21 protein-coding genes, 1 tRNA gene and 1 pseudogene are annotated in these 26,738 nt (G+C 41.2%); 14 read left to right on the forward strand and 9 right to left on the reverse strand.

Features of this window, described 5'->3' with window-relative positions; translation table 11 throughout:
- The 4 genes and pseudogenes from ACFO6W_RS10915 to ACFO6W_RS10930 all read left to right on the forward strand — a co-directional run.
- Positions 1-273: pseudogene (locus ACFO6W_RS10915) on the forward strand (hypothetical protein); the annotation flags it as partial.
- A gap of 397 nt (positions 274-670) precedes the next feature.
- Positions 671-1,153: an RNA polymerase sigma factor gene (locus tag ACFO6W_RS10920; protein WP_379996282.1), complete on the forward strand. Its 483-nt coding sequence runs from the start codon at positions 671-673 to the stop codon at positions 1,151-1,153.
- Between the two features lie 11 nt (positions 1,154-1,164).
- Positions 1,165-1,740 carry a hypothetical protein gene (locus tag ACFO6W_RS10925; RefSeq protein WP_379996284.1) on the forward strand — a complete coding sequence of 192 codons (576 nt, stop codon included), beginning with the start codon at positions 1,165-1,167 and terminating at the stop codon, positions 1,738-1,740.
- A gap of 416 nt (positions 1,741-2,156) precedes the next feature.
- A complete protein-coding gene (locus ACFO6W_RS10930) occupies positions 2,157-3,077 on the forward strand; it encodes a TraB/GumN family protein (protein ID WP_379996286.1) in 921 nt (306 codons plus the stop codon).
- A gap of 2 nt (positions 3,078-3,079) precedes the next feature.
- Here ACFO6W_RS10930 and ACFO6W_RS10935 read toward each other — a convergent pair whose 3' ends face one another.
- From ACFO6W_RS10935 to ACFO6W_RS10955, 5 genes are all read right to left on the reverse strand, one after another.
- Entirely contained in the window at positions 3,080-3,484 is a 405-nt protein-coding gene (locus ACFO6W_RS10935) for a DUF2752 domain-containing protein (protein ID WP_379996289.1), read from the reverse strand.
- Between the two features lie 13 nt (positions 3,485-3,497).
- On the reverse strand, positions 3,498-4,067 hold the full coding sequence (locus tag ACFO6W_RS10940; RefSeq protein WP_379996292.1) for a GYF domain-containing protein: 570 nt from the start codon (positions 4,065-4,067) through the stop codon (positions 3,498-3,500).
- 52 nt (positions 4,068-4,119) lie between these two features.
- Positions 4,120-6,495, reverse strand: a complete 2,376-nt coding sequence (locus ACFO6W_RS10945; protein WP_379996294.1) for a transglycosylase domain-containing protein — start codon at positions 6,493-6,495, stop codon at positions 4,120-4,122.
- 473 nt (positions 6,496-6,968) lie between these two features.
- Positions 6,969-9,410: a replication restart helicase PriA gene (gene priA / locus ACFO6W_RS10950; protein ID WP_379996297.1), complete on the reverse strand. Its 2,442-nt coding sequence runs from the start codon at positions 9,408-9,410 to the stop codon at positions 6,969-6,971.
- 3 nt (positions 9,411-9,413) lie between these two features.
- Positions 9,414-10,022, reverse strand: a complete 609-nt coding sequence (locus tag ACFO6W_RS10955; RefSeq protein ID WP_379996299.1) for a porin family protein — start codon at positions 10,020-10,022, stop codon at positions 9,414-9,416.
- A 264-nt stretch (positions 10,023-10,286) separates the two neighbouring features.
- Between ACFO6W_RS10955 and ACFO6W_RS10960 the strand changes: the two genes are divergently transcribed.
- On the forward strand, positions 10,287-10,472 hold the full coding sequence (locus ACFO6W_RS10960; protein WP_379996301.1) for a hypothetical protein: 186 nt from the start codon (positions 10,287-10,289) through the stop codon (positions 10,470-10,472).
- Positions 10,473-10,490: 18 nt separating this feature from the next.
- Positions 10,491-10,685 (forward strand): hypothetical protein, encoded by a 195-nt coding sequence (locus ACFO6W_RS10965; RefSeq protein WP_379996304.1) that lies wholly within the window; start codon positions 10,491-10,493, stop codon positions 10,683-10,685.
- 256 nt (positions 10,686-10,941) lie between these two features.
- On the opposite strand, the gene ACFO6W_RS10970 is transcribed toward ACFO6W_RS10965, so the two are convergent.
- Positions 10,942-11,013, reverse strand: a tRNA-Arg gene (locus ACFO6W_RS10970).
- Between the two features lie 333 nt (positions 11,014-11,346).
- Between ACFO6W_RS10970 and ACFO6W_RS10975 the strand changes: the two genes are divergently transcribed.
- The 8 genes from ACFO6W_RS10975 (at position 11,347) to ACFO6W_RS11010 (ending at position 22,264) form a co-directional block, all read left to right on the forward strand.
- Entirely contained in the window at positions 11,347-11,934 is a 588-nt protein-coding gene (locus ACFO6W_RS10975; protein ID WP_379996306.1) for a DUF3109 family protein, read from the forward strand.
- A 48-nt stretch (positions 11,935-11,982) separates the two neighbouring features.
- Positions 11,983-12,504, forward strand: coding sequence for an NUDIX hydrolase (locus ACFO6W_RS10980; protein ID WP_379996309.1), 522 nt, complete (start codon positions 11,983-11,985; stop codon positions 12,502-12,504).
- On the forward strand, positions 12,501-15,497 hold the full coding sequence (locus tag ACFO6W_RS10985) for a tetratricopeptide repeat protein (protein WP_379996312.1): 2,997 nt from the start codon (positions 12,501-12,503) through the stop codon (positions 15,495-15,497). Before ACFO6W_RS10980 ends, ACFO6W_RS10985 begins: the two co-directional genes overlap by 4 nt.
- Before the next feature lie 125 nt (positions 15,498-15,622).
- On the forward strand, positions 15,623-17,434 hold the full coding sequence (locus ACFO6W_RS10990) for a TonB-dependent receptor (RefSeq protein WP_379996314.1): 1,812 nt from the start codon (positions 15,623-15,625) through the stop codon (positions 17,432-17,434).
- Between the two features lie 345 nt (positions 17,435-17,779).
- Positions 17,780-18,730 carry a glycosyltransferase family 2 protein gene (locus ACFO6W_RS10995; protein WP_379996316.1) on the forward strand — a complete coding sequence of 317 codons (951 nt, stop codon included), beginning with the start codon at positions 17,780-17,782 and terminating at the stop codon, positions 18,728-18,730.
- Complete coding sequence (locus ACFO6W_RS11000; protein WP_379996318.1) at positions 18,720-19,433, forward strand: GNAT family N-acetyltransferase; 714 nt, start codon at positions 18,720-18,722, stop codon at positions 19,431-19,433. The genes ACFO6W_RS10995 and ACFO6W_RS11000 overlap by 11 nt, the downstream gene beginning before the upstream one ends.
- A gap of 9 nt (positions 19,434-19,442) precedes the next feature.
- Positions 19,443-20,582: a dTDP-4-amino-4,6-dideoxygalactose transaminase gene (rffA, locus tag ACFO6W_RS11005; RefSeq protein WP_379996320.1), complete on the forward strand. Its 1,140-nt coding sequence runs from the start codon at positions 19,443-19,445 to the stop codon at positions 20,580-20,582.
- Positions 20,582-22,264, forward strand: coding sequence for a DUF6044 family protein (locus ACFO6W_RS11010; protein ID WP_379996322.1), 1,683 nt, complete (start codon positions 20,582-20,584; stop codon positions 22,262-22,264). Before rffA ends, ACFO6W_RS11010 begins: the two co-directional genes overlap by 1 nt.
- Before the next feature lie 61 nt (positions 22,265-22,325).
- Here the strand turns inward: ACFO6W_RS11010 and asnS are convergent, their stop codons facing one another.
- The 3 genes from asnS to purB all read right to left on the reverse strand — a co-directional run bounded on the left by asnS (position 22,326) and on the right by purB (position 26,629).
- Positions 22,326-23,723, reverse strand: a complete 1,398-nt coding sequence (asnS, locus tag ACFO6W_RS11015; RefSeq protein WP_379996324.1) for an asparagine--tRNA ligase — start codon at positions 23,721-23,723, stop codon at positions 22,326-22,328.
- 140 nt (positions 23,724-23,863) lie between these two features.
- Positions 23,864-25,222 carry a pseudouridine synthase gene (locus tag ACFO6W_RS11020; RefSeq protein ID WP_379996326.1) on the reverse strand — a complete coding sequence of 453 codons (1,359 nt, stop codon included), beginning with the start codon at positions 25,220-25,222 and terminating at the stop codon, positions 23,864-23,866.
- A gap of 63 nt (positions 25,223-25,285) precedes the next feature.
- Positions 25,286-26,629, reverse strand: a complete 1,344-nt coding sequence (gene purB, locus ACFO6W_RS11025) for an adenylosuccinate lyase (RefSeq protein WP_379996328.1) — start codon at positions 26,627-26,629, stop codon at positions 25,286-25,288.
- Between the last annotated feature and the right edge of the window lie 109 nt (positions 26,630-26,738).

Consider the following 26,738-nt stretch of genomic DNA (forward strand, 5'->3'; position numbering starts at 1 on the left):
CAGTTGATGATATTGAAAGGGAACGGCTTCCGTTCGGGCGGCTCGCTCAATCCGGAAGTAGTGGCGGCCGTGGACAAGGAACTGGAAGAGGAAGGCAAAATGAAAAGTGAAGAACCGGAAGTGAAAAGTGAAGAACTAAAAGTGAAAAATGAGCAGGGGCAAGTTATGGAGCAGCAGCCTGTCGCTCAACCATCTGCCGCTCCTGTAGAGAAGCCCAAGCCAAAGAATCTCTATCCGTTTCTGCCGCCGGGATATACATCGAGAACGGATTGAGGACGGATTAGTCCCTCAATGGCAGGGTTGTCAAGTTCTGAATCCTTATATCCTCTTTGTCATGTTGAACGAAGTGAATTGAATTGAAAATCGACGGAGTCAAAATCACCGAAGCGAAGGCGAGGCAAACATCTCTTAAATCGAAGGAGATCCTTCGTTCCACTCAGGATGACAGCAGAGAATAACAGAATAAAAGCGGAGAACTTAACAACCCTGCCCCGGAAAGGGACTTACATTGAAGATAAGAAGTAATAAGTGGAAAAAAACTGTATTTTTGTTTACTGCTAACTATTAGCTGATTTACAAAACAATATATCTTGAAATAAGAAAAATATATATTATTTTGTGACGATACAGGCTAAATGGCGACATATAAATAGAAACGAATCTCTGATAGATGGAACAAACGGCAAATGTGGATGTGCAGTTTTTGGAAATGATACGCCAGAATGAGGGTATCATTTACAAAGTTTCTTCTTTCTATACCGATATGGAACATCCTCTGGGAGATTTATATCAGGAGGTGGTACTTAACTTATGGAAAGCTTTTCCGTCTTTCAGGGGCGACAGTAAATGCTCTACATGGATATACCGGATTGCCCTGAATACATGCGTCTCCTTTTACCGGAGGAGTAAAAAGAATATCAGCTATGTGGATATATCGATGGATATACCCGATGTAGTGGATAATAATGAGGAAATACAGGAGTTATATAAACTTATAAACCGCCTGGGGAAAATAGAACGGGCTTTGGTATTGCTTTATCTCGATGATAAATCTTATAAAGAGATTGCTGAAATAACGGGGCTTACGGTAACCAATGTGGCTACAAAGATAAGCCGGATAAAGGATAAGCTGAGGGATATGTCGAATGAATAAAACGAATCATTATGGATTTGGATAATATAAAGAAAACATGGCAGGAAACGGAGATGAAACCTACCATAGATAATGAAAAAATACAAAAGATGATTTCTAATGAAGGCCGGAGTGCATTCAATAGCCTGCTCAGATATGAAAAATTGGGTATTATATTGCTTATTATATGTATTCCGATGATATTTGCACTCTCGCTTCGTCACACTCCTGTCATTGTCTTTTATTTATTAAGTGTCGCTATGTTTTTAGTGTGGCAGGTTTATAAGTTCAGAAAGTTGCGGAGGATTAATCTGTCGGAAATGGGCATCACGGAAATTTCGAGTCATTTCTATTGGTATAGGAAGGCGATACTAAAGGAGTTCGTCACAGGTTTGGTCTGGATTATGTTTTTCTTTATTTTGTTTGGCTATTTCGAATTACCTGATGATCCGGATTATCTCTACAGACACCTTATTATATTAGTTATCTCAGTATTAATAGGATTGTTTGTTGCCATAATAATATATAAGATGATTTATTGGAATAATATAAAGAAAATGGAAAACTCTATCGGGGAAATACAGGATTTTGAGAAGGATAACAAATAAATAGTACAGATCGGAAGCAAAAAGATTTAACTTTTCAGGAATAGTTATGGGTTTGCCTCGCCTTCGTTTCGGTAAATGTTATTTCTTCATCCTAGGGCAGTTGCGAGTTACAAGTTGGCTGGCGTTTTGTTTCACGCAAAGGCGCAAAGTTCTACATCTTACGAGTTGTTGACTGATGACTGTTAACTGATGACTGTAAATACTGTTACCTTTGTTACCTTTTTTAATAGTTACAAGTTTGCCTCGCCTTCGCTTCGGCGAATGTTATTTCTTCGCCCTAGGGCAGTTACGAGTTACAAGTTAGTTCACTGTTTACTGCTAACTGTTTACTGATATATCTGTTACCTTTTATAAACGATAGTCTGATTATAAGTTAAATAGGCCTCTGGCCTTAATTGATCATAAATATATTACGGATGAAAACTATCACATCGGCCATTCTCGCAGTTATACTGCTTCTTTCAGTGTCTTTAACTGTTTCTTCGCAGACAGGAGGAAAATATACCGGGGCTCTCCTTTGGAAAGTGTCCGGGAACGGGCTCTCCAAGCCGTCTTATATCCTGGGTACGCATCATCTTACACATGTGAGTTTTGTCGATAACATTCCGGGCTTGAGGGATGTTATGGCGAATACGCAACAGACTGTGGGTGAGCTATTGTTGTCGGATGAGGCCGGTATGCAGCAAAAAGTACAGGCGGCAGCAATGATGCCCGCAGGAGAATCTTATTCCAAACTGCTTTCGGCTGAAGATGCCCGGGCGTTGGATGAAGGGCTGAAATCTTTAGTAGGCGCGGGTCTGGATCAATTCGGGCAATTCAAGCCGGGAATGATCTCGATGATATATACCATCACGCTTTACACAAAACTTTATCCTGAGTTCAATCCTATGTCACATGAAGCTATCGACTCTTATGTGCAACGCATAGCAAAGGAGAATGGAAAATCGGTCTTAGGATTGGAATCGGTGGATGATCAGATTTATGCTTTATTTGAAGCCGAGCCGCTAAAAGATCAGGCGGAGTCTCTGGTTTGCAGCATCAAAACCCGCGATTTGGCGAAAGATCAACTGGATAAATTGAATGCTTATTACAAAGCCGGGGATTTGACCGGAATGTACAACATGGCTTTCAATAATCCGGATGAGCCATGTAAAGTGTCACAGGCGCAGCAAAATGCCATTAATAGAGATCGGAATGATAAATGGGTGGAGAAATTACCCGCGATAATGGAAGATAACTCTAACCTGATCGCTGTGGGCGCTTTGCATCTTGCCGGAGAAGAGGGGATACTGAACCAGTTGGCAACAAAAGGTTATACAGTAGAGCCTGTAAAATAATATCAGATGAGATTGCGCCCTATCCAAAACAGGATAATGACAAGTAGTACCGTATATATAGCCTTCTTGCTATAAAGCCATTGTCTGACACGGGGATACTTTTCTTTGCCCCCGAAATATTCCAGATAGATACATATCAGAATATAGGGGATTGCAATGACAAGTAAGGGATTGCTGGTGAATGCGTCTTTGATTCGCAGGTGCAGCAAATGATGTACAGCCCTTTGTGAACCGCATCCCGGACAATCTAACCCTGTAAACGTATGGAACGGACATCGGGGGAAAAGGGATGATTCTCCGGGACTGAACAGATAGTAAATGATACCGCCTGCAACCAGTAGTATCGCTATCCCGAGCAAGCGCCGGATATATGTGTGGTTTCCGCCAGATGCCGTTTTCCTGTCCATAATTAGGAGGGATTCAGATCGAAGAAAATACCGACGCTGCTATAACACCGAATATCACGAGTAATACATAGCAGGCGGGCAGGAATAAGATCCCGGCCAAAGCCCATTTCTTAGCATTCTGGGCAGCCTGTGTAGCTCGGTCGTATTCTTTGGCATAATAGAGGGATTCCACTTTGGCAGCGTAAAAAATGCCTGCCATACTGATAGGAGAGCAGCAGAATATGGATAATAGTATCGATTCCACTAACCAATTCTTAGGCATGGGAAGTATGTCATCCCATCTGCGGGCGTTATTGTCCTGAGTGTAGTTTGCCTGCTGGTAGCTGGTCGCAGGTTGAGGAGAAGCGATAGGTTGAGGCTTAGGTTCGGTGGTTACAGTTTCCGGTTTCCCAGCTTCGGGGACAGGTATCTCGGTATCGAAGAGGAAAGATAATTCGGGAACGCTTCCGGCATTTACCCAATCGGGCATGCCCGAACGCCACACCATTGTTTCGGGGCGGATTTTTTTTGAGAGTAAATCGTTCAGCGGAAATGGTCCGCATTGCTGCTTCGATATACCATCGATATAATAGTATTTTACCATAATGACTAAATCCGGTATTGAGTAGTAAGTAGTGAGTCTGGGTTTGCAGAGCCTATTTGAATATCTTATCGATTCCGACTGTTGGTGCTGCATCGGGAACTTCTTCGTCCATACCTTTGTCGCATACCCCGTATCCCGGAGCAGGAGCAAATTGGTCGGTTTGTTTATATCCCAGTTTAGGGTCGGCATACACTTTCTTCATAAACAAGCCGAATATAGGAAGTGCCATTGCGGCCCCCTGCCCGTCACTTGTGCGGTCGAAGTGTATGGAACGGTCTTCTCCACCTACCCAGCATCCGGCAGAAAGCTTAGGACTGAAGCCCATAAACCAGCCGTCGGAGTTGTTCTGTGTTGTCCCGGTTTTACCACCCAATGGAGCGGTAATGCCATAGTTGCGTCTTACGCGGCCGCCTGTTCCCCCATCGATTACACCACGGAGCATATCCAGCATCTTCACATAGGTGCCCTCACTGAACACTTCGTCGAGCTTGGCCGAGAAGTTTGCCACTACATTCCCTGAGCGGTCTTCTATATGCGTCACATAAACAGGGTTAGCTCTTACTCCTTTGTTGGCAAAGGCCGAATAGGCAGCTACCATTTCGGCTACTGTAACCTCCGGTGTTCCGAGACACATGGCTGGTACAGGATCGATATGTCCTGTCAGTCCGAATGAGCGCAGGAAGCGTGCAAATGCATAGGGTGAAGTCCTGTTCATCAGGTATGCGGTTACCATATTGTCGGAGTTTTGCAGTCCCCATTTTATAGTAACCATTTCTCCCACCTTAGATGCCCTTATTCCCCGTGGCGGATGCTGCCGTCCCATCTCGTCAATCAGAACTTGTTGCTCATATTGCATCTCGTCGCAAGGTGTCACACCTTCTTGCATGGATAATGCGTACAGGTATGGTTTGATTGTGGAACCGACCTGCCGGCGACCCATATTTACCATATCATACTGGAAGAAGCGATAGTCGATGCCGCCCACATATGCTTTTACATAGCCGGTATGTGTATCCATAGCCATGAATCCGGCACGCATAAATCCTTTATGATAACGGACCGAATCCCACGGAGTCATGATGGTGTCTATTTCACCCCTCCATGAGAAGACTTTCATATCTACCGGCTTCTTAAACTCGGCTAGTATCTCTTTCTCCGAAGCTCCGGCCTTCTTCATATTCCGGTAGCGGTCGGTTTGTTTCATCGCTTTATAGAGCAGAGAGTCTACTTGCTTGGACACCGAGTAGGAATATGGGGCGTAAGAACGTCCTTTCTTTTCTTTATCGAAATCAGGTTGCAGTTCTTTGCTCATATGCTCGGTCATTGCTTCCTCTGCATATTGTTGCATCCGGGAGTCTATTGTAGCATATATTTTAAGTCCGTCAGTTGCCAGATTGTAACTACTGCCATCAGGCTTCCTGTTTTTGCTGCACCAGCCGTACAAAGGGTTTGTCTCCCAGCTAAGTGAGTCTATTGTAAACTGATCCTGTTGCCATGAGGCGTAATTGGATCTGTCGGGCTTTTTTGCATTTAGTGTCAGACGCAGATATTCCCTGAAATAAGGGGCCAATCCGTCTTTGTGATCTACCCGTCTGAAATCCAGTTTTAATGGTATCTGTTTCAGTGAATCGTATTGTTGTTGTGTTATGTAGTCGTTTTTGCGCATCTGATCCAGTACGACATCCCTTCTTCCTCTTGTGCGCTCGGGTTGCCTTTTCGGATTGAAGTAAGACGGATTTTTACACATGCCGATAAGGGTGGCAGCCTCCTCTATTTTCAGGTCTTTCGGTGTCTTGTTGAAATATACCTGAGCTGCCGATTGGATACCCACGGCATTATTCAGAAAGTCGAACTGATTAAGATAAAGATTTATGATCTCGTCTTTTGTATAATAGCGTTCGAGCTTGGCTGCGATTACCCATTCGATTGGTTTGCGCAAAAATACACGCACCATCCAGTTCTCGGCCGGAGGAGAATATAATTGTTTTGCCAATTGCTGTGTGATGGTGCTACCGCCACCTCCGCTCGATTGCTGAAGTATAACCGTTTTTACTACTGCACGGGTCAATGCATAGGCATCGATTCCCGAATGCGAATAGAATCGCGCGTCTTCAGTGGCAACAAGCGCTTGCACCAAATATGGAGAGAGGTCGCTATAGTTTGAATAGATACGATTGTTTTTAGCTTGTGAATATGTTCCCAGCAATACGGCGTCCGAAGAATAAATCTGGGAAGCGTATTTGTCTATCGGATTCTCCAATTCTTCTACATCGGGCATGTAACCGACAATACCTGTCGCGATACAGGTGAACAGGATAATAATCAGCGCAATGATGCAGCCGAAAGCTACCCATAGTTTTTTTACTATTTGTTGAGGTGTGTATTTGCTAAGAAATTTCTTTTTCTTCGATTTTGCTTTCTTATCCATATAAAAGGTCTAAATCTAATCAGTTTGCAAATTTAAGTAAAACGTTTTTAATATTGCAGATAAAAATCCTTAAATGGTTATATATAGTAAACAGTAAACAGTGAACTAACTTGTAACTCGTAACTGCCCTAGGGCGAAGTAACTTGTAACTATTAAAAAAGGTAACAAAGGTAACAGTATTTACAGTCATCAGTTAACAGTCATCAGTCAACAACTCGTAAGATGTAGAACTTTGCGCCTTTGCGTGAAACAAAACGCCAGCCAACTTGTAACTCGTAACTGCTTTAATCAACCTTTCAAAGAACTATCAGCTAACAGCTAAAGGCTATTGGCTTATTATATAGATAAAATTATATGAATAAAACAACACTTGAATCTTATTACAAGAAACAGAGTTGTTGAGTTGATTATTACCCGCAGGCCCGAAAAGTATTATTGATGAGAGGGAGGTGTCAATAGCTGACAGTTCTCTGCTATACCGGATCTACATCGTAGTGCAGCAGGATCGCTTTAAAGTCGGTATTGGTGAATACAGTCGATTGGTGAAAGAGGATTGTTTCCCTTACTTTCTGTATAGACGCGTTGTTTTCTATCTTCAGCAGAATATTCCGGATATATAACGACTGAATGCGGGATACCGGCGGTTTTCCGGGGCCGAGTATCCGTCCGCCGAACGATTGCCTTAACGCGTGGGTAAATTGGGAGGCAGCATTTTCCGTGAGTTTTTCGTCCCGTCCCCTTACAACGATAGATATAAGCCTGAAAAAAGGGGGGTAGCGAAACAGCTTGCGTTCTTCTGTCTGTGTCTGATAGAACGATTCGTAGTCGTTGTGCTTTACAAAGTTGATAACAGGATGGGAGGGATGTGCTGTTTGCAGCATGACAAGCCCCTGCTTATTCTTGCGCCCCGCGCGTCCGCTGACCTGAGTAATGAGTTGGAAAGCTTTTTCATAAGCTCGGAAGTCCGGATAATTCAGCAGGTTGTCGGCATTCAGTATTCCGACAACAGATACATAGCCAAAATCCAGTCCTTTCGATACCATCTGTGTACCGATCAGGATATTTGTCCTGTTATCTTCGAATCGGGAAATAATATGTTCGTAAGATTTTTTTCCCCGTGTCGTATCCAGATCCATACGTGCGACAGCCGCTTCCGGGAAAAGAGTGTTCACTTCCTCTTCGATACGTTCCGTACCATAGCCCAGAAACTCAAGCGTGGGTGTCTTGCATTCCTCGCAGACATCCGGAACCCGGTATGTAGAACCGCAATAGTGACAGACAAGCATACGTTGTCCCTTGTGGTAAGTAAGGCATACATCGCAATGAGAGCAACGCGGCGTCCATGAACAGTTTTTACATTCAAGCAAGGAAGCGAAGCCGCGCCTGTTCTGGAACAGGATAATCTGTTCTTTCTTTTCCAGGGCTTCCTTTACTTTTTCTATCAGGGGAGGGGAGAGAACCGATTTCATCTGCTTCTTGCGTCTCAGTTCCTTGGTGTTGACAACAGCTATCTGAGGGAGTTCGATATCCTCATGCCTTTTGGTGAGCCTTACCAGGCCATACCTACCCGAAAGGGCATTATGGTATGTCTCTATGGAAGGTGTGGCGGTACCCAGTAATACTTTGGCTTTATACATATTTGCCAATACGATGGCGGCATTGCGGGCATGGTAGCGCGGAGCAGGGTCTTGTTGCTTGTAAGAGCCTTCGTGTTCTTCATCTACGATGATAAGTCCGAGGCTGGTGAACGGCAGGAATATGGCGGAACGTGCGCCCAGTATAACCTGCGTTTCTCCGTCTTTCAGTAGCCTGTTCCATGTTTCGGCCCGTTCGTTGTCATTGAATCGGGAATGATAGACGGCCAGCTTATTGCCGAAGACGGTTTTCAGGCGGTTGGTGATCTGCGTTGTCAGCGCTATTTCGGGTAGCAGGTATAATACCTGTTTGCCTTTGCTTATAGCATCGCTGATAAGCCGGATATATATTTCGGTCTTACCGCTGGAAGTTACTCCATACAATAAGGTGGTGTCTTGTTCTTCGAATGACTTTATAATTTCCCCGTAGGCCTGCTGCTGATAAGTGTTCAGTTCGCAGGCGGATTCTATGTTGGTTTCTCCGTAATCGAAGCGGCTGATTTCAATATCGTACACTTCAAGTGTTTTTTTCTTTACCAACTCGGATAGTACGGCGGGTGATGTGTCGGCATCTTCCAAAAGCTGCTTCTTTGTGACAATCGGGTTATTTTCGTTCAGATGGAGAAAAGCAGTCAATAGATGCTGTTGTTTTTTTGCTCTTCCCAACCCGCTGAGCATATCATTGAGCTCGTCATCGGTATATGCCCTTGTAAGCCTTACTGCTGAAAGAGTTTTCGCGGAATAAGCATCTTGGATGTTCTCATTTATATATGCCGCCCCTTTATCAGCCAGAGATTTGATGGCGGGAATGGCGTTTGTCAATCCGGCCCGTTTTTCTATTTCGGCAATTGTGGATGCCTTTTCCGGCGACAACAGGTAAAAGACCTTTTGCTCGTTGAGAGTCAAAGGTTCTGCCGCTTCAAAGTCCGGATTGAGAAAGACGTGAGTCTCACTCTCCAGTTTCAGGGCTGACGGTAAGGCTGCACGGTACACATCACCCAGCGAACACATGTAATAAAATGAAACCCACTCCCAGAATTTCAGCTGGAAGGGGGTTACTATAGGGTAGTCCTCCAAAGTGGAGACTATATCTTTGACCGGTGTTTGTTTTTCTTCCGATTCGTATGAACGGAAAACTATCGCCGTGTAAAATTTTTTCTTCCCGAACTGTACAATCACCCTGCTGCCTCCGTAGACCGTATCGGCCAGTTCCGGCGGAATAATGTATGTGTATAGTCCTTGTAAAGGAAGCGGTAATATTACGTCGGCGTATAATGTCATTCGTTAGAATAAGTATGCAAGACTGACTGTCCAGGTTTGTCTGTCTACCTTTTTGAAATCTTTAGCAGCTTCCTGATCGTAAGTATCGGTGAATTTATAACGGTAGTTCATACCCAGATCGAGGTGGCTCAATAAACTAACACCTGCACCTGCAATAAATCCTGTCTGGAATCCTTTTTGGTCGTATGTCTGATCTTCAATTTTCAGTTCGCCGCCGCCTACTTTCAGATTACCATATACACCAGCCGAGAAATATATGCCGGCAACGCCGAAAATAGAGAATCTTTTCTTCAGGCTGACAGGTACTGTCAGATAACTAAGGTTTGATATATCACCTTGTTTTTCGTTGCTGTCTACATTATAACCTTTGTTGCCATAGGCCAATCCCGTTTCTACGCCAAAACCTGTTAGTGGTACGTTTAGTTCAAGTATTCCTCCTACTTGGAACCCGACGCGGTTTTTTACGTTCAGTATACTAGAGTTTACTTTATGATCTGCAACATCTATTCCCCCTTTTAGTCCATATCTGATTATTTGGGCAGAAGATGGATTGATGCTAGTTATAAATAAGAGTAATAACAGGCCTAAAGGCAAAAAATACTTAGTTTTCATAATGAGCTTCATTTTTAATTATCTATATACTATAACAAATCGGAATATATATAGTTTTATTGTGGCACAAATATAGGAAAAAGATAGAGATTTTGATTTCCTCCTTATTTGCGAATGATATGGATATTGAATTAATTTATATCTCGTGATATGTTATATTGGAATAAGTTGAAAATTACTCCAAAGCATTTATGAAAACAATTTTATTTTTTGTGTTGTTCTAATTCTATGTAGAATATATTGCTAACCCTAAAAAACTCTATTATGTCCAATCATGATGAAAACTTAAACGACAACTCCTATTTGGATAAAAGGCTGGGAGCACCGATGAAGAAAATTGACGGACTGAGCAGTGATAAGAAGAGGGCTGAGTCGGAGCATCTTCATGCTTTTAGAGAAGATGTGGATAAAGACAAAAATAGCCGGGAAAATAAGGACTCAGAAGAGTAATTTAATAGACTAAATATCATGGATATATTAAAATATTTCTTTATATCAGTTGGTGTTATATCGATATTGGTGTTTCTTACCTTGTTGATTATAGGTGTTAAGGTTGTTTCGGCCATACTTTTATATGTTATTGGCGCAATCGCAGTAATATCAGCGATCGGATTCATTATTTTCTATATCGGGAAATGGACTGGCAAAAATGAATCGAAATAGGATCGCTTCGGTTCAATAATATCACTCAGTCTGGTTGTATCGCATGACGAAAACAGTTCTCGTTTCATAGAGCCGTGTTTACCTTGGGAGGCAGGACGGTTTTGCTTTATTATGTAAGTACGGTCTTATCCGGGCGATGGATATGAAATGCTAAATAAGAATAATACGAAATATTTACGCCTTTCATTATAACCCCTGAAATAAAACCGGCTGACTATCTGCGTGATAATCAGCCGGTATTTTGGTTTTTTTCTTGTAGCACAGCCGGGAATCGAACCCGAATCTAAAGTTTAGGAAACTTCTATTCTATCCATTGAACTACTGCGCCGGCACATTTGCTATTTGCAAATCAGATGCAAAAATAAGAGATTTTCCGACATATGGCAAATAGATTCTATAAATTCACGTTCTTAAAATGAAAACGTATTGTGTGAAGCCGTAATAATTGAAGATGGATTTAACGATAAAGCTTTATTAACAGGTGTGAATATATGGCAATTGGATACAAAAACGTATCTTTATAGCCAGATATCAAAAAAAACTATAACAAAATGCATAAGTAGAAGTAAATGTTTGTTAATGCATTGTCCCAATCTACTTGCTTGTTGTTTATAAACTTAACAAAATAGTAAATAGGTCTGTGACCTTAAAATAAAGATAAATGTTTCAAATTAATGATACGATAGTCGCATCGGATATAATAGAAGAGAATTTTTTGTGCGATTTATCGGTATGTAAGGGAGAATGTTGTGTAGAAGGGGATTCCGGTGCGCCTCTTGAAGATGAAGAAGTAAAGATTATCGAAGACCTGTTGCCTCAGGTCTGGGACGACTTGTCCCCCGCAGCCCGGGAAGTAATCAAGAAACAGGGTGTAGCATATAAAGACACCGATGGCGATATGGTAACTTCCATCGTCAACGGGAAAGACTGTGTGTTTACCTATTATGACGAGAAAGGAATTTGTAAATGTGCTATAGAAAAGGCTCATCGCGAAGGACGGGTAGACTTTTACAAACCGATCTCCTGCCATTTATATCCTATCCGTTTAGATAAATACAGAGATTTTACGGCGGTGAATTATCATCGCTGGCGGGTATGTAAGGCAGCCGTTCTGCTTGGCAATAAAGAAGGTCTGAAGATCTATCAGTTTCTGAAAGAGCCTCTTATCCGGCGGTTTGGTGAAGACTGGTATAATGAACTTACTCTGGTTGCGGAAGAATATAAGAAGTCAGTAAACAGTAAGCAGTAAACAGTGTATAACTCTTAATTATTCATTCTTAATTCTTAATTAATCACAATGCATCCTCTATCTCAATTTAAATATTGTCCCAAATGCGGTTCAAATCATTTTGTAGAAAATAACTTCAAGTCGAAGCGATGCGAAGATTGTGGCTTTATCTATTATTTCAACTCTTGTTCGTCTACTATTGCCATTATAATAAATGATAATAAAGAATTACTCGTGGCCACAAGGGCGCATGAGCCGGCAAAAGGTATGTTGGATTTGCCGGGCGGTTTTGTGGACATGGAGGAAACAGGGGAAGAGGCCGTGGCGCGTGAAGTAAAAGAAGAGACGGGGCTCGGTGTGGAAACGGTAAGCTATTTGTTTTCCATCCCCAATAAATATGTATATTCGGGTTTCGAGGTGCAGACTTTAGACCTGGTATATAGATGCTTTGTGAAGAATGCGGAGAATCTGAAAGCCGAGGACGATGTAGCTAAACTCGAATTTATAAAGATATCGGAATTAAACCCTGAATTGTTTGGGTTGTTATCAGTAAAGGAAGTAATAAAGGAAATACAAAAAATGAATATATGAAAAAACTACTAGTAGCTTTAGGTCTTGCATTAAGTATGCAATTTGCTTATGCGCAGAAATCCGTATATACGGAGTTGCCCGGCAGGCTCTTTACTCAGGGTAAAGAGATGTTTCTGGATAATAATTATGTAGGTTGTATTAATTCATTGGAGGGGTTCATGAAGCAATCGAAAGATGCCAAACTTCTGCCTGAGGCCGAGTATATGATTGTCAGCTCCATATACTATCAGGGAAAAGCCGGAGATGCAACACTATTGAAAGATTATCTTGAAAAATACCCGTCTACATATCACCGCAACCAAATATGTTTTTTCATAGGATCTACTCACTTTGCGGAAAAAGACTGGCAAAAAGCCTTGTACTGGCTTTCGCAGGCAGATATGGATTACCTGGATGTAAAAGAGCAGGAAGACTATAGTTACAGGACAGCTTATGCCAACTTACAGGCCGGGAACAGGAATGAGGCAAAACGTCTTTTCGGATTACTTACCCGCAATAGTAGTAAGTATGCCGAACCTGCATCCTATTATCTGGCATACGCTAATTTTCAGGATGGAGAGTACGAGCAGGCTATCCCGATTTTCCGTAAATTGAAAAATAAGGGAGAATATAAAGAAAGCGCTACTTTCTTCTTGGTTCAGACTTCATATTTGCAAGGAAATATGAGTGAAACCATTGCCGAAGGACGTGATTATATCGCGACTTATCCCGGTAATACGAATACTGCGGAGGTATACCGTCTGTTGGGAAACAGTTATTACCGCCAGGGAGACGCCCGTAACTCGATTGTTAGTTATGAGAAATATCTGGAAAGTGCGACTTCTACATTCCGGGATGATATGTACCAACTGGCAGAAGCCTACTATCAGACAAGCGCTCATGGTAATGCCATAAATGCGTTGAAACGCGATGTGGCTTCGACGGATGACCTGCTCGGACAAGCGGGGTATATGCTTTTGGGACAATCATACCTGAAAGTAAATGATACGCCGAATGCTATTATGGCATTCGATGCAGCTGCTCGTACCCGGTTTGATAAAACAATAAGTGAAGAAGCCTTATATAATTATGTAATGTTGATGAATCGTGGAGGAGGCTCGGCTTTCGGACAGGCTATAACCGCGTCACAACGCTTCCTTACGGAATATCCGTCATCGAAATATACAGATGAGGTGAACGAAGCATTGGCAAGCACGTTGCTGTCTACAAAGAATTACAATACGGCGCTTTCTGCAATCAATAGTATACAGACTCCGGGCAGGCAGATTCTGGATGCAAAACAATTGATTCTTTTCCAATTGGGTGTGCAGGAATCTATCGACGGACAATATGATGCCGCCGAGCGCGACCTGAACGCTGCGATCAATATGGGTAATTATAATGCAGAGGCACGAAACGAAGCTTACTTCTGGCGTGGCGATCTGGCTTACCGTAAAGGTAATTATCCGGCTGCTGCCCGCGATTACTCTTCTTATATCGCTCAGGCATCCACTAAGCAACAGAACTATCCGCTTGCTTTGTATAATCTGGCATACACTGATTTTCAGCAAAAGAATTACAGCAAGGCATTGACTAATTTCAAGAAATATATATCTGCGGAAACCAACCGCCAGTCGCCGAACTATCCGGATGCTCTGAACCGTATAGGAGACTGTTACTTGTATAACCGTAACTTCCCGGACGCGGAAAGCTATTATTCGCAGGCAGCAAATGTAAATCCGGCAAATGCGGATTATTCCGAATTTCAGAAGGCATTCGTGCTTGGTTTGCAGCGAAACTATAACGGGAAGGTATCAGCTTTGAATAGTATGATGGCAAAATATCCTGACTCTCAATATTACGATAATGCTTTATTTGAGAAAAGCCGTGCATTGGTTATGCTGAATAAAGAACCGGAAGCAATCTCCGTGCTTGAAAAGCTACTGAAAGAATATCCTAAATCAAATCTGGCACAAAAAGCAGGTGTGCAATTAGGACAGTTGTATTTCAATACAAATAATCCGCAGAAGTCAATCGCTGCCTATAAAGAGGTGGTTAATAATTATCCTAATTCGGAGGAGGCCCGCACTGCTATAGAAAGTATGGAAGGCGTATATAAAGATATAAACGATATAAGTTCTTACGCTTCTTATGTAAACTCTCTGGGTCAAGGCACTATCCTATCGGCCAGCCGTCAGGATTCACTAACCTATCTTGCCGCGGAAAACGTATATATGAAAGGACGTAAAGACGAGTCTAAGACTGCATTGAACAAATATCTCCAGACATATCCTAATGGCGTGTTTTCGAGTGATGCGCATTTCTATCTGGGAAGTATGGCATTCGAAGCTAAAGACTTTACTTCGGCATTAGGCCATTTTAAAGAAGTGATAAACAGTAATAATCCGAAATATATCGATGACGCGTTGATATATGCTTCAGGGATCGAGTTTGACAGAAAAAATTACGAAGCGGCATATGGCGCATACGAACACCTGAACATGGTAGCCTCGAAGAGTGAAAATAAGGATGTTGCCCAACTGGGTATGTTGCGTTGTGCTTACCTGATGAAGAAGGACAAGGATGTTGTCGCTGCTGCCGATAAGTTGTTACAGAATAAAGCGTCCGGAAATGTAGCTAACGAAGCCCGCTTCTACAGAGGTCAGTCGTTGAAGAATCTGGGGCAGTCCGAAAAGGCTATTGCGGATTTACAGGAAGTGGCAAAAGATACCCGTAGCGCATTTGGTGCAGAATCCCAATATCTGTTAGCTGATATATACTATCAGGCCAAATCGTACGACAAAGCCGAAAAGCAGATACAGTCTTTTATGAAAGAAGGTACTCCGCACGAATACTGGATGGCCCGTGCTATTGTGGTATTATCGGATGTATATGCGGCTAAAGGCGATAAATTTCAGGCTCGTCAGTATCTCGAAAGTTTGCAGGCAAACTATAAGGGACAGGAGACTGATTTGACAGAAATGATTTCATCACGTCTGGCAGCTTTGAAATAAGGTCTCAGACCTGTTTGTTACTTTGGTAAGTATAACAACTAATGTAAGTTAACGTCCGAAAATATATCATTAAATATCTTCTGTTACTAAATATGAAAATGTACAAAATTGAAAAACGAAGAACAATGAAAACATTATATAAATCTGTTTTTGTCACAGCATTAGGTATTGTAAGCCTGACCGCAACAGCCCAGAAAGATTCGACTCTGATCCGTCAGGTATTGCTCGAACGTGATTATAATCCTACATTGCAGGATGCATCGAAGGTAAATACCCAACCTTCTATATATTCACCCGTAATAAAAGCAAAAGAGCTGAAGTTTGTGAGCACAGTGCCGCAGATAAGTCTGACTAATAATAAATTGGGCAGTGCGGCACCCAGCGATATAAATACAGGAGTGGATTTTAGTAAGAAACGTGGTTACCTGGTATTGGGAGCCGGAAATAATTCGAATCTGGAAGGGGCCTTCGGATACAGGCTCGTCAATGGGAACAGGGATCGTTTAGACGTATTCGCTACCCACAGTTCTACCAGCGCGAATGTAGACTATATCAATGCCGACCCGTATACGATGGATAAAGCGAAAGCGAAATATTCGGCAAGTAAAGTAAACCTGAAGTATCAGCATATGTTCGATCCTTCAGTATTGTGGTTCGATGCATCGTTTTATAATACTTCATATAATTACTATGGCAATCCCTTTATACCTAGTATGTCATCCGTAGCCTATCCATTTGATATGGATTCACGCCAGAATGTGGATGTATTTAGTATAGGAGCGGGACTTAAATCCAGCGATAAGAACCAAGGGATATTGAAGTATAAGGGAGGCGTGCGTTATCAGAATTTTAAAAGTAAGTATGGTGTATATACCTCCCAAGACGGACCTAAGGGAGGTCAGCTGGATTTAGATGCGGACTTTTATACTGAATTTGGCTCTGACAGGAGTATCGGAGTAAAAGGATTCATTATGAATCAATCGTTCAGCAGTAAGAATGAAATTTTAGAGAATGCTTTCCACGGCTTTACCAACATTACGGCTACTCCTTACATCAAATTCCAAGGAGGTAACTGGGATGCTGATCTGGGGGTAAATGTGAGCGGAATGTTTGATACCAAGACAAAATTTATGGCAAGTCCGAATGTAAAGGCGGCTATCCATATTAATGATGTGAATACATTCTACGGAGAGGTGACCGGAGGAGTGAATAACAATACTTACCTTGATATTTTGCAAGAGAACAGATATGTAAATCCTATTGCACGGGTAGAATATTCAAAAACTTTATTCGATGCCCGCTTTGGTTTTAGATCGGGAGTTATTAGCGGTTTCGAATTCGATATATTTGCGGGATATAAAAAGACAGATAAAGACCATCTGTATTTGGCCCAATCATTATATGACCCATCATCAAGTACTTATTTTCCGGATGCACTTACGTGGGGCAATGTAGGAACGCCTTTATATGCCAATATAGGTACAGGACATGTGGGTGGATTGCTGAAGACTAAGCTTATTCCTTATACCGATTTATCCGCTAAGATTACAGCTTATTTTTACGATGTGAAATATGTAAACGGAAATGTGACATTGATAGATAAAGACCTGTATTCGGAAAAGAAAGCATGGGGACGTCCTACATTTACAGCCGAACTGAATGCTGACATTAAACCGATTGATAAACTGACATTTTCATTGAACTATCTGTATGCCGGTGGCCGTAAAACAGTATATAGCAGCTACATGATACCGGTACAGGAAGGCATAAAAATGAAGGATATCAACGAACTTAATTTCAGGGGTGAATATCAGGTGACAGATTGGTTATCTGTGAATGCGCGAGTAAACAATATTTTGTTTCAGAAATATGAGTTGCAGTATGGTTACGCTTTGCAGGGATTTAATGTTTTGGGAGGATTAAGCTTTAAGTTTTAAAATAAAAAACTAAATTTGCATTCTGTTTCATATGAAATAGTACTTAATTTAATATGCTATCTATAGATTGTGTACTTCATGTATATATTCCTAAAGAGAGTTGTGGGTATGATGGGGCAGAATTAGAATGAATAATCGATTTTTTGTACCTCCCGTTAAAATCTACCGGGTTAACGGATTTGATTGAGAATTCAAAAATTCTACAAAATTGATCTATATTATTATATAGATATATTAGAGACAAACGGATAATAGAGCGCTCCCGGTTATGTTCTTTTGATAATTTTTCTAAGATTTAAATCGCAGCTTGAATTACTTAACTAAAACTTTAACATTAAGGTTTAAATGAAGATATCAATTGTCAGCCCTGTTTATCGCGCAGAGAAAATCATTCCTCTATTAGTGGAGCGGATAGAAAAATCCGTGACTAAAATAACTTCCGATTATGAGATCATATTAGTCGAAGATTGCGGGCCGGACAATTCATGGGAAGTAATAGAACAAATAGCAAAGGACAATAAAAGAGTTATTGGTATAAAGTTAAGCCGGAATTTCGGCCAGCATTATGCCATTACGGCGGGATTGGACCATGTCTCCGGGAATTGGATCGTTGTTATGGACTGTGATTTGCAGGATCAGCCCGAAGAGATCCCTGGCTTATATAATAAGGCAAAAGAAGGATATGATGTCGTTCTTGCAGAACGTCATGAACGGCAGGATACTTTCCTGAAACGCCTTTCATCATCCTTATTTTACAAAGTATTGTCGTATCTCACAGGTGTGAAACAGGATAGAAGTGTGGCAAACTTTGGTATTTACAGCAAAAAGGCTATTGATGCTGTTTGCTCAATGCGTGAATCCATCAGATATTTTCCGACGATGGTCAACTGGGTCGGATTCAAAAAGACTAAAGTTAAGGTAGAACATAGTTCCCGGTATGAAGGGAAAACGTCATATAACCTCAGGAAACTACTGAATTTATCTTTAGATATAATTCTTGCATATTCCGACAAGCCTGTCAGACTGACGGTAAAGGCAGGAGTCTTTATCTCTTTTTTATCTATCATAGCAGCCATATATACATTGATATTATGGATATCAGGAAGTATAACTGTGTTGGGTTATACAAGTTTGATTATATCTGTTTGGTTTTTGTCAGGTATTATAATTATAACATTAGGTATTGTAGGGCTTTACATAGGGAAAATATTCGAAGGAGTAAAGAACAGGCCTATATATGTTATTGCAAAAGAGGTGAATGTTGAGAATTCAACAGGGAAAGATAATGAAAATTGAATATCTGGAATGGGATTCTAATTTTTTCCGGAAAAAAATAGGTAGAATAAATTGTCCGGAGGATGAAGATACTGGTAGTTTACCTATATTATTAGAGCAGGCGACACAGGATGGCTACGATCTGATATACTGTTTTGGAAACGAATCTTTTTATGTAGAACGTGTATTATTGAATGAGTTCCAAGGTACTCTTGTTGACCGGAAAGTCGTTTTTTCAGGTTCTACACAGATTGAGCAAGATGTTCCGCTTTCAGTAAAGGAGTATACAGATATAGAGCCTGACCCGGTATTAATTCATTTAGGCTATCTGAGTGGGGCGTATTCACGGTATAAGCTGGATTCGCATTTTACGGAAGCAGACTTTCAGTATTTTTATCAGACTTGGATTAGGAATTCTCTTACAAAACGTATTGCAGATAAGACTTTCGTTGCGTATGAGAATGATTGCATTATTGGATTTATAACAGTGAAAAAATATCCTGAATATGGTCAAATAGGTCTTATAGCGACAGATGAACCGGTACAAGGCAAAGGTTATGGCAAATTATTAATCGACGCAGTAAAGAAATATCTGGGTAATGAAGGATTACCTGTATTAGAGGTTGCCACACAGTTTGATAATAAGGGAGCTTGTCATTTTTACGAACGGTGTGGATTATCTGTAAATAGGATAAGCAATATATACCATTTTTGGCTTAAATAATATCAATTTATGATACCTTTCAACAAACCGTACTTAACCGGCAAAGAAGCCCATTATATATATCAGGCTGTATTTACCGGAAAGATCTCCGGGAATGGAGTATTTACAAAAAAGTGTCATTCTTTTTTTGAACAGCATTATGGTTTTAATAAATGCCTTCTCACGACTTCGTGTACCGATGCTTTGGAGATGGCTGCTATACTTATAGATACACAGCCGGGCGATGAAATCATAATGCCATCATACACATTTGTAAGTACGGCAAATGCATTTGTCTTGAGGGGGGCAAAGATTATATTTTGCGACTCTATGGAGAACCATCCTAATATAGATGCCGAAAAAATAGAAGCACTTATAACACCTAAAACTAAAGCGATAGTGCCGGTTCATTATGCAGGATTTGCCTGCGATATGGATAAAATAATGGGGATGGCAGAAAAATACAACCTATTTGTTGTAGAAGATGCTGCGCAGGCTGTCGATAATTATTATATCGGAAAAGACGGGACAAAGAGAGCACTCGGATCAATCGGGCATTTAGGCGCTTTCTCGTTTCATGAGACAAAGAATATCATATCAGGAGAAGGAGGAATGCTGGTTGTTAACGACCGACAATTTGAACAAAGAGCCGAAATAATATGGGAAAAAGGAACAAACCGCTCTGCTTTTTTCAGAGGAGAGACTGACAAATACGGCTGGGTGGATGTCGGTAGTTCTTTTCTGCCATCGGAAGTTATTGCTGCATTTTTATGGGCACAGTTAGAAAACCTGGAGGATATACAGAAAAAACGAATCAAGATATGGCAGACATATTATGAGAGACTGAAAGATTTTGCTGTAGCTAATGAAATAGCCCTGCCTGTAAAACCGCATTATTCAACAAATAATGCCCATATGTTTTATCTGGTTTGTAAAGATGTGGAGCAACGATCTAAACTGATTGCATATCTTAAATCAAAAGATATACTCAGTGTTTTTCACTATTTGAGTTTACATTCCAGTCCATATTATAAGAATAAGCACGATGGCCGCTCTCTGTCTCAATCTGATAGATATACAGATACTCTTGTGCGTTTACCTTTCTATTATGAACTGACAGATACAGATATGCAGACAATAATAAATGAAATAAAACAGTCTTTGGCATAATGAAAAAAGAACGTCTTCTTATTCTGTTTTCCAATGAGAGAATATTACTTGTTGCCGGAGTCCTGATAATAACAATGTTCTTTCTGCCCTATGTTTTCTGTGGGGAAAATATCCAGGTGCCTATTTTTGATAATCTGGATTCGAATGTCGTTTGGGCAAAAATGGTATTGGAACAAGGAGGTATATTTCTCCCTCCCGGTGCTACAGTTCACCAGATGATGAATGGAATTCCGCATTCTTCGGTCTATGGGACATATGATATAAGCCTTGTGTGGTTTCAACTATTTGGCATGTTTTGGGGATATGTGTTCAACAAATATCTGATGGCGTTAGTTGGATTTTTAGGAATGTATTTTCTTCTCAAGAAGCATTTTCTACCCCAGGGTACCTCTCCGTATATACCCGTAATAGTATCTGTCCTTTTCGGTTTATTGCCTTTTTGGTCATATATGGCTACCGTGTCGGGAGTCCCTATGGCTTTGCTGGCTTTCCTCAATATAAAAAAAGGTGATATCCGTCCCGGAAATTGGTTAATGCTGCTTATTTACGGGTTCTATTCATCTGCTGTATTGACAGGTTTCTTTCTATTATTGATTATGGCTTGCCTGTTTCTGTTCGATTGGATAAAGAATAAGAAGTTCAATACTTACTTTTTCTTGTCTATGGCTTTTCTTAGTTTGATGTATGTGGTAAGCCACTTACCATTGTTTTATTCGTTTTTCTATGATCCCGATTATGTTTCACATCGCTCTCAGTTCCACACCTATGGGGTGAATATGAAAGAAGTTATAAGGTTAATAAGGCACATATTTATGAATAGTGATCAATATGGACACGCCATTAGCCTACATCTATTTATGCTGATTCCTATATTACTGGCATTGGTTATAATGCTAAAAAAGAAAGATGTAAATAAATTGTTCATAGGTGTTCTTATCTTTCTTTTACTTACAGGCATTTTCTATGGGGTATATGAATCGGATAAAATAGCAAGGCTGATAAACGCCATGAACCGGATTTTCCCTATCGATATGCGCCGGTTCTATTGGCTGCATCCGATAGCATGGTCTATTGTTTTTGCCATGTCTTTATATTATATAAATGAGAAGATTAAATGGGGGAAATGGTTTGTCTTTGCCATGTTATTGATACAATTAGGCTATGTCATTAAAGAACAACCATATTTACAAAATCAGTCTGATCCTACTTATCAGAAATTCTATGCTGAAGAACAGTTTAATGATATCAGTACATTTATAGGGAAAGATCCGTCATCGTATAGGGTATTAAGCGTTTGGTTGAATCCGGCAGTCTCTCTTTATAATGGATTCTATACATTAGACGGGTTTTCCGCTAGTTACCCATTGTCTTATAAAATACAATTCAGAAAGATCATAGAAAAGGAACTGGATAAGACTTGGAATGTATTCTTTGATGCATGGGGGTCACGGTGTTATGCATATACATCGGAATTTGGTTCGAATGATTTGTCATACGATAATAACCTACCCGAAATACAGCATCTGAAATTCAATTATGATGTTATAAAAGAACTGGGGGGGCAATATATCCTTTCGGCAGTAAAGATAAATACCGTGAATAATCCCAGGCTAAAACTTCTCAAAATATTTGACAACTATGAAACCTCTCACTGGACCGTGTACCTGTATGAGGTGATATAAGGCTAAAATAGAAGAGCAGCCGGATTAATCCGGCTGCTCTTCTATTTTATTATTCTGAATATCAAAACTCAGCGTTATTCGGTGTCCGTGGGAAAGGTATTACATCTCGGATGTTAGCCATACCTGTAATAAACAGTATAAGGCGTTCAAATCCCAGTCCGAATCCGGCATGAGGAGCCGTCCCGAATTTACGGGTTTCCAGATACCACCAGATAGGATCTGTGTGCATATTCAATTCCTTAGTACGGTTGATGAGTTTTTCATAATCAGCCTCACGTTCTGATCCTCCGATGATTTCCCCGATCTTAGGGAACAGGACATCCATACCACGCACTGTTTTTCCATCCTCATTCTGCTTCATATAGAACGATTTGATTTCCTTTGGATAATCGGTCAGGATAACAGGACGTTTGAAATGCTTCTCTACCAGATACCGTTCGTGTTCCGACTGGAGGTCTGCCCCCCAATATACTGGGAACTCGAATTTGTGCCCGCTTTTTTCCAATATCTCCACGCCTTCAGTATAAGTAAGGCGGACGAAGTCATTGGCTGTGACAAAGTTTAGACGTTCGATAAGTTCCCTGTCGAACATCTCGTTGAGGAATGCGATGTCATCCTTACAATGCTCAAGAGCGTAGCGGATCAGATATTTCAGGAAGTCTTCCGCCAAATCCATATTGTCATGGATATCATAGAATGCAACTTCCGGTTCTATCATCCAAAACTCAGCCAGATGGCGGGGAGTATTGGAGTTTTCGGCACGGAACGTAGGACCGAATGTATATATAGCACCCAGGGCCATCGCTCCAAGTTCGCCTTCAAGCTGTCCGGATACAGTCAGGTTTGTCTGGCGACCGAAGAAATCTTGCGAATAGTCTACCTGTCCGCCTTCTGTACGGGGAACATTATTGAAGTCCAGGGTCGTCACCTGAAACATTGATCCCGCGCCTTCAGCATCAGAGGCTGTTACTATCGGCGTGTGAAAATAGAAGAACCCCTTGTCGTTGAAATACTTATGTATGGCATAGGCCATATGGTGACGGATACGGAATATTGCACCGAATGTATTTGTCCGTGGACGTAGATATGCTATTTCCCGTAAGAACTCCAGAGAATGCCCTTTCTTTTGCAAAGGGTATGTTTCAGGGTCGGCTGTTCCATATATCTCTATCGAATCAGCTTGTATTTCTGCGCTTTGCCCTTTACCTTGCGATTCTACCAATGTACCTGTAACATGTATACAGGATCCGGTAGTTACCGGCTTGAAGAAATCTTCTCCAAACTTTTGTACATCGGCTACAATCTGCAGATTATGGATTGTCGATCCATCATTCAGGTGGATGAAGTTTACATATTTATTACCACGGATGGTACGCACCCAACCTTTTACATCAATTACAGACCCAAATTGAGGGTCTTTAAACAAATCTACAATCTTTGTTCTGCGAATACTCTCCATTTTTATCAATTAGTTACGAGTTACGAGTTACAAATTACGGGTTACAAGCTGGCTAACGCATAAACGGCGCAAAGCAAAGAAAAACTTGTAGCTTATAACTGCCCGAAGGACGAAGTAACTCATAACTTATAATTTATAATTTATTCGAATGCTCCCATACGAAGCATGTTCACTTCTTTTTCCGACAGGTAGCGCCATTTTCCGCGTAATACATTTTTCTTGGTAAGGCCGGCAAAATATACACGGTCCAGTTTCATTACCTGATAGCCAAGTTTTTCGAATATGCGGCGTACGATGCGGTTACGTCCCGAGTGTATTTCAATACCTACGACGTTCAGCACATCTTCTGCCTGATATGCGATTGAGTCGGCATGTATTTCACCATCATCAAGTTCTACGCCATCGGCAATAGCCTGCATGTCTTCGATAGCTACATCGCGGTCGAGTGTCACCTGATATATTTTTTTCTTCTTAAATTTCGGATGCATCAACTTAGATGCCAGGTCTCCGTCATTGGTAAGTAACAGTACACCTGTAGTGTTTCTGTCGAGACGGCCAACCGGATAGATCCGTTCCGGACAGGCATTTTTTACCAGGTCCATAACAGTCAAACGGTTTTGAGGGTCATCTGATGTTGTTACACAATTTTTCGGTTTGTTCAAAAGAACATATACCTTACTTTCGAGGCGTACCGGCTTATCCTGAAATGTTACCAGGTCTCCACGGGTAACTTTGGCTCCCAGTTGGTCTACGACTTCACCGTTTACCTTGACTACACCTGATGTAATATAAGCATCGGCTTCGCGACGGGAACAAACTCCGGCGTTAGCCAGATATTTATTTAACCGCAGCGGTGTATTCGGGTCGATATTTTCTTTATACTTAACCGGTTTCACCAGTTTCTTTATACCATCTGAAGATGAGCCGTAACCTCCACCGCCACCTCTGCTGTCGCGATTTCCGGCAGGACGACGGTCATAACCACCGCCACCTCTGTTGTCACGGTTGCCGTATGATGAGCGGTTGTCTCCGCCCGAGTATCCGCCTCTGTTATTAGAATAACCACCTCCTCCGTTTCGGTTATTGGAGTAATTTCCACCACCTCTGTTTCCAGAGTAGTTTCCACCGCCTCGGTTGTCGGAGTAATTTCCACCACCCCTGTTGTCGGAATATCCACCTCTGTCCCCGGATTGACGGTTCTGATTCCCATACGAACTGTTTCCGTACGAACGGCGTTCTCCGCCTTCATTCCTATCATAAGAAGGCCTGGATGGTCTTTCTGAATTATAAGAGTTACCCTGGCGGTCTTGTCTGTCACCACCGGTTTTATAAGGATTCCGATCCCTGGAGTCGCGGTCTGTATTCACATCATAAGCTTGTTTGCGAAGATCACCTACGCGCGCGCGCTTCTTTTTCACAGGTTCTGACCCGTTTGCATTGTTTTCTGATGATGAGTAGCCATCCCGGCTTTCTCTGTCATTTCCATTGTCTGTCACCATTTTTTCCTTTTTGTTTAAATAATATACAAATACTAGTTTTATAACCTCACGGTTAAGTTCATTTTATACACCAGTGTATGAATGCGGTGTAATTTTTCTCAATTCATTTTTCACGGTTTCACTTACATCGAGGCCGTTAATAAATTCGGCGATCGATTCGGCCGTAATTGTATTATTGGTACGGGTAAGGGCTTTCAGCGCTTCGTATGGTTTTGGATATCCCTCACGGCGCAAGATTGTTTGAATTCCTTCAGCTACAACAGCCCAGCAGTTTTCCAAATCGTTATATAAGGCATCTTTATTCAATAACAATTTATCCAAACCTTTCTGTGTACTCTGTATAGCTATTATGATATGCCCCACAGGCACACCTACGTTTCGCAGGACTGTGGAATCAGTCAGGTCGCGTTGCAGGCGGGATATGGGTAACTTAGAAGACAAATGCTCTAAAATGGCATTTGCGATTCCCAGATTTCCTTCCGCATTTTCAAAATCGATTGGATTTACCTTATGCGGCATAGCCGATGAGCCTATTTCCCCCTCTTTAATTTTTTGTTTGAAATATTCCATCGAGATATACTGCCAGAAATCCCTGTTCAAGTCGATCATTATAGTATCAATTCGTTTCAGGGCATCGAAGACCGCAGCCAGATTGTCATAGTTCGATATTTGCGTCGTCCATTCCTCTCTGACAAGTCCCAGTTTTTCCGATACGAATTTATTTCCGAACGCTTTCCAGTCATACGACGGGTAAGCTACATTATGCGCATTGTAATTCCCTGTTGCTCCACCGAATTTAGCGGATAAAGGGATACTTTTAAGTAGTTGCAGCTGGCCTTCGAGCCTGCTCACAAATACCATTATTTCTTTGCCCAGGCGGGTAGGAGAGGCTGGTTGTCCATGCGTTTTAGCCAGCATGGCCACATCTGCCCATTCGTTTGCCTGTTTTTTTAGTTTGGCGATAAGCTCCTCAAGCATCGGATAATAGGTGTCGTTCAATGCGTCCTTTATCGAAAGCGGGATAGAGGTATTGTTTATATCCTGGGATGTGAGGCCAAAGTGTATAAATTCTTTGTATTCCTGCAAACCTAATTTATCAAATTCTTCCTTGATAAAATATTCGACTGCCTTTACATCATGATTGGTAATTTTTTCAGTATCCTTGATACGCATCGCATCACTTTCTGAAAAACCGGTTACAATATTCTTCAGTTTTCCAAAAATAGCCTTGTCTATATTTTTCAATTGAGGGAGAGGTAATTCACATAGTGCGATAAAATACTCTATCTCTACTAATACACGATATTTAATCAATGCATATTCTGAAAAATAATTAGCTAGTTCTTCTGTTTTATTACGATAACGTCCATCTATCGGTGAAATGGAGGTTAGGGGTGTTAGTGTCATTACGCTGCCAGAAATTTTGTGTTTTTAATCAACTTAGAAATTTATTTTCGATATCACTATTTACTTATAATTAGTATACAAATATATAACAAATATATATGCGCAAGTG

It is taken from the genome of Dysgonomonas termitidis, from assembly GCF_042654545.1.
GTDB classification, from domain to species: domain Bacteria; phylum Bacteroidota; class Bacteroidia; order Bacteroidales; family Dysgonomonadaceae; genus Dysgonomonas; species Dysgonomonas termitidis.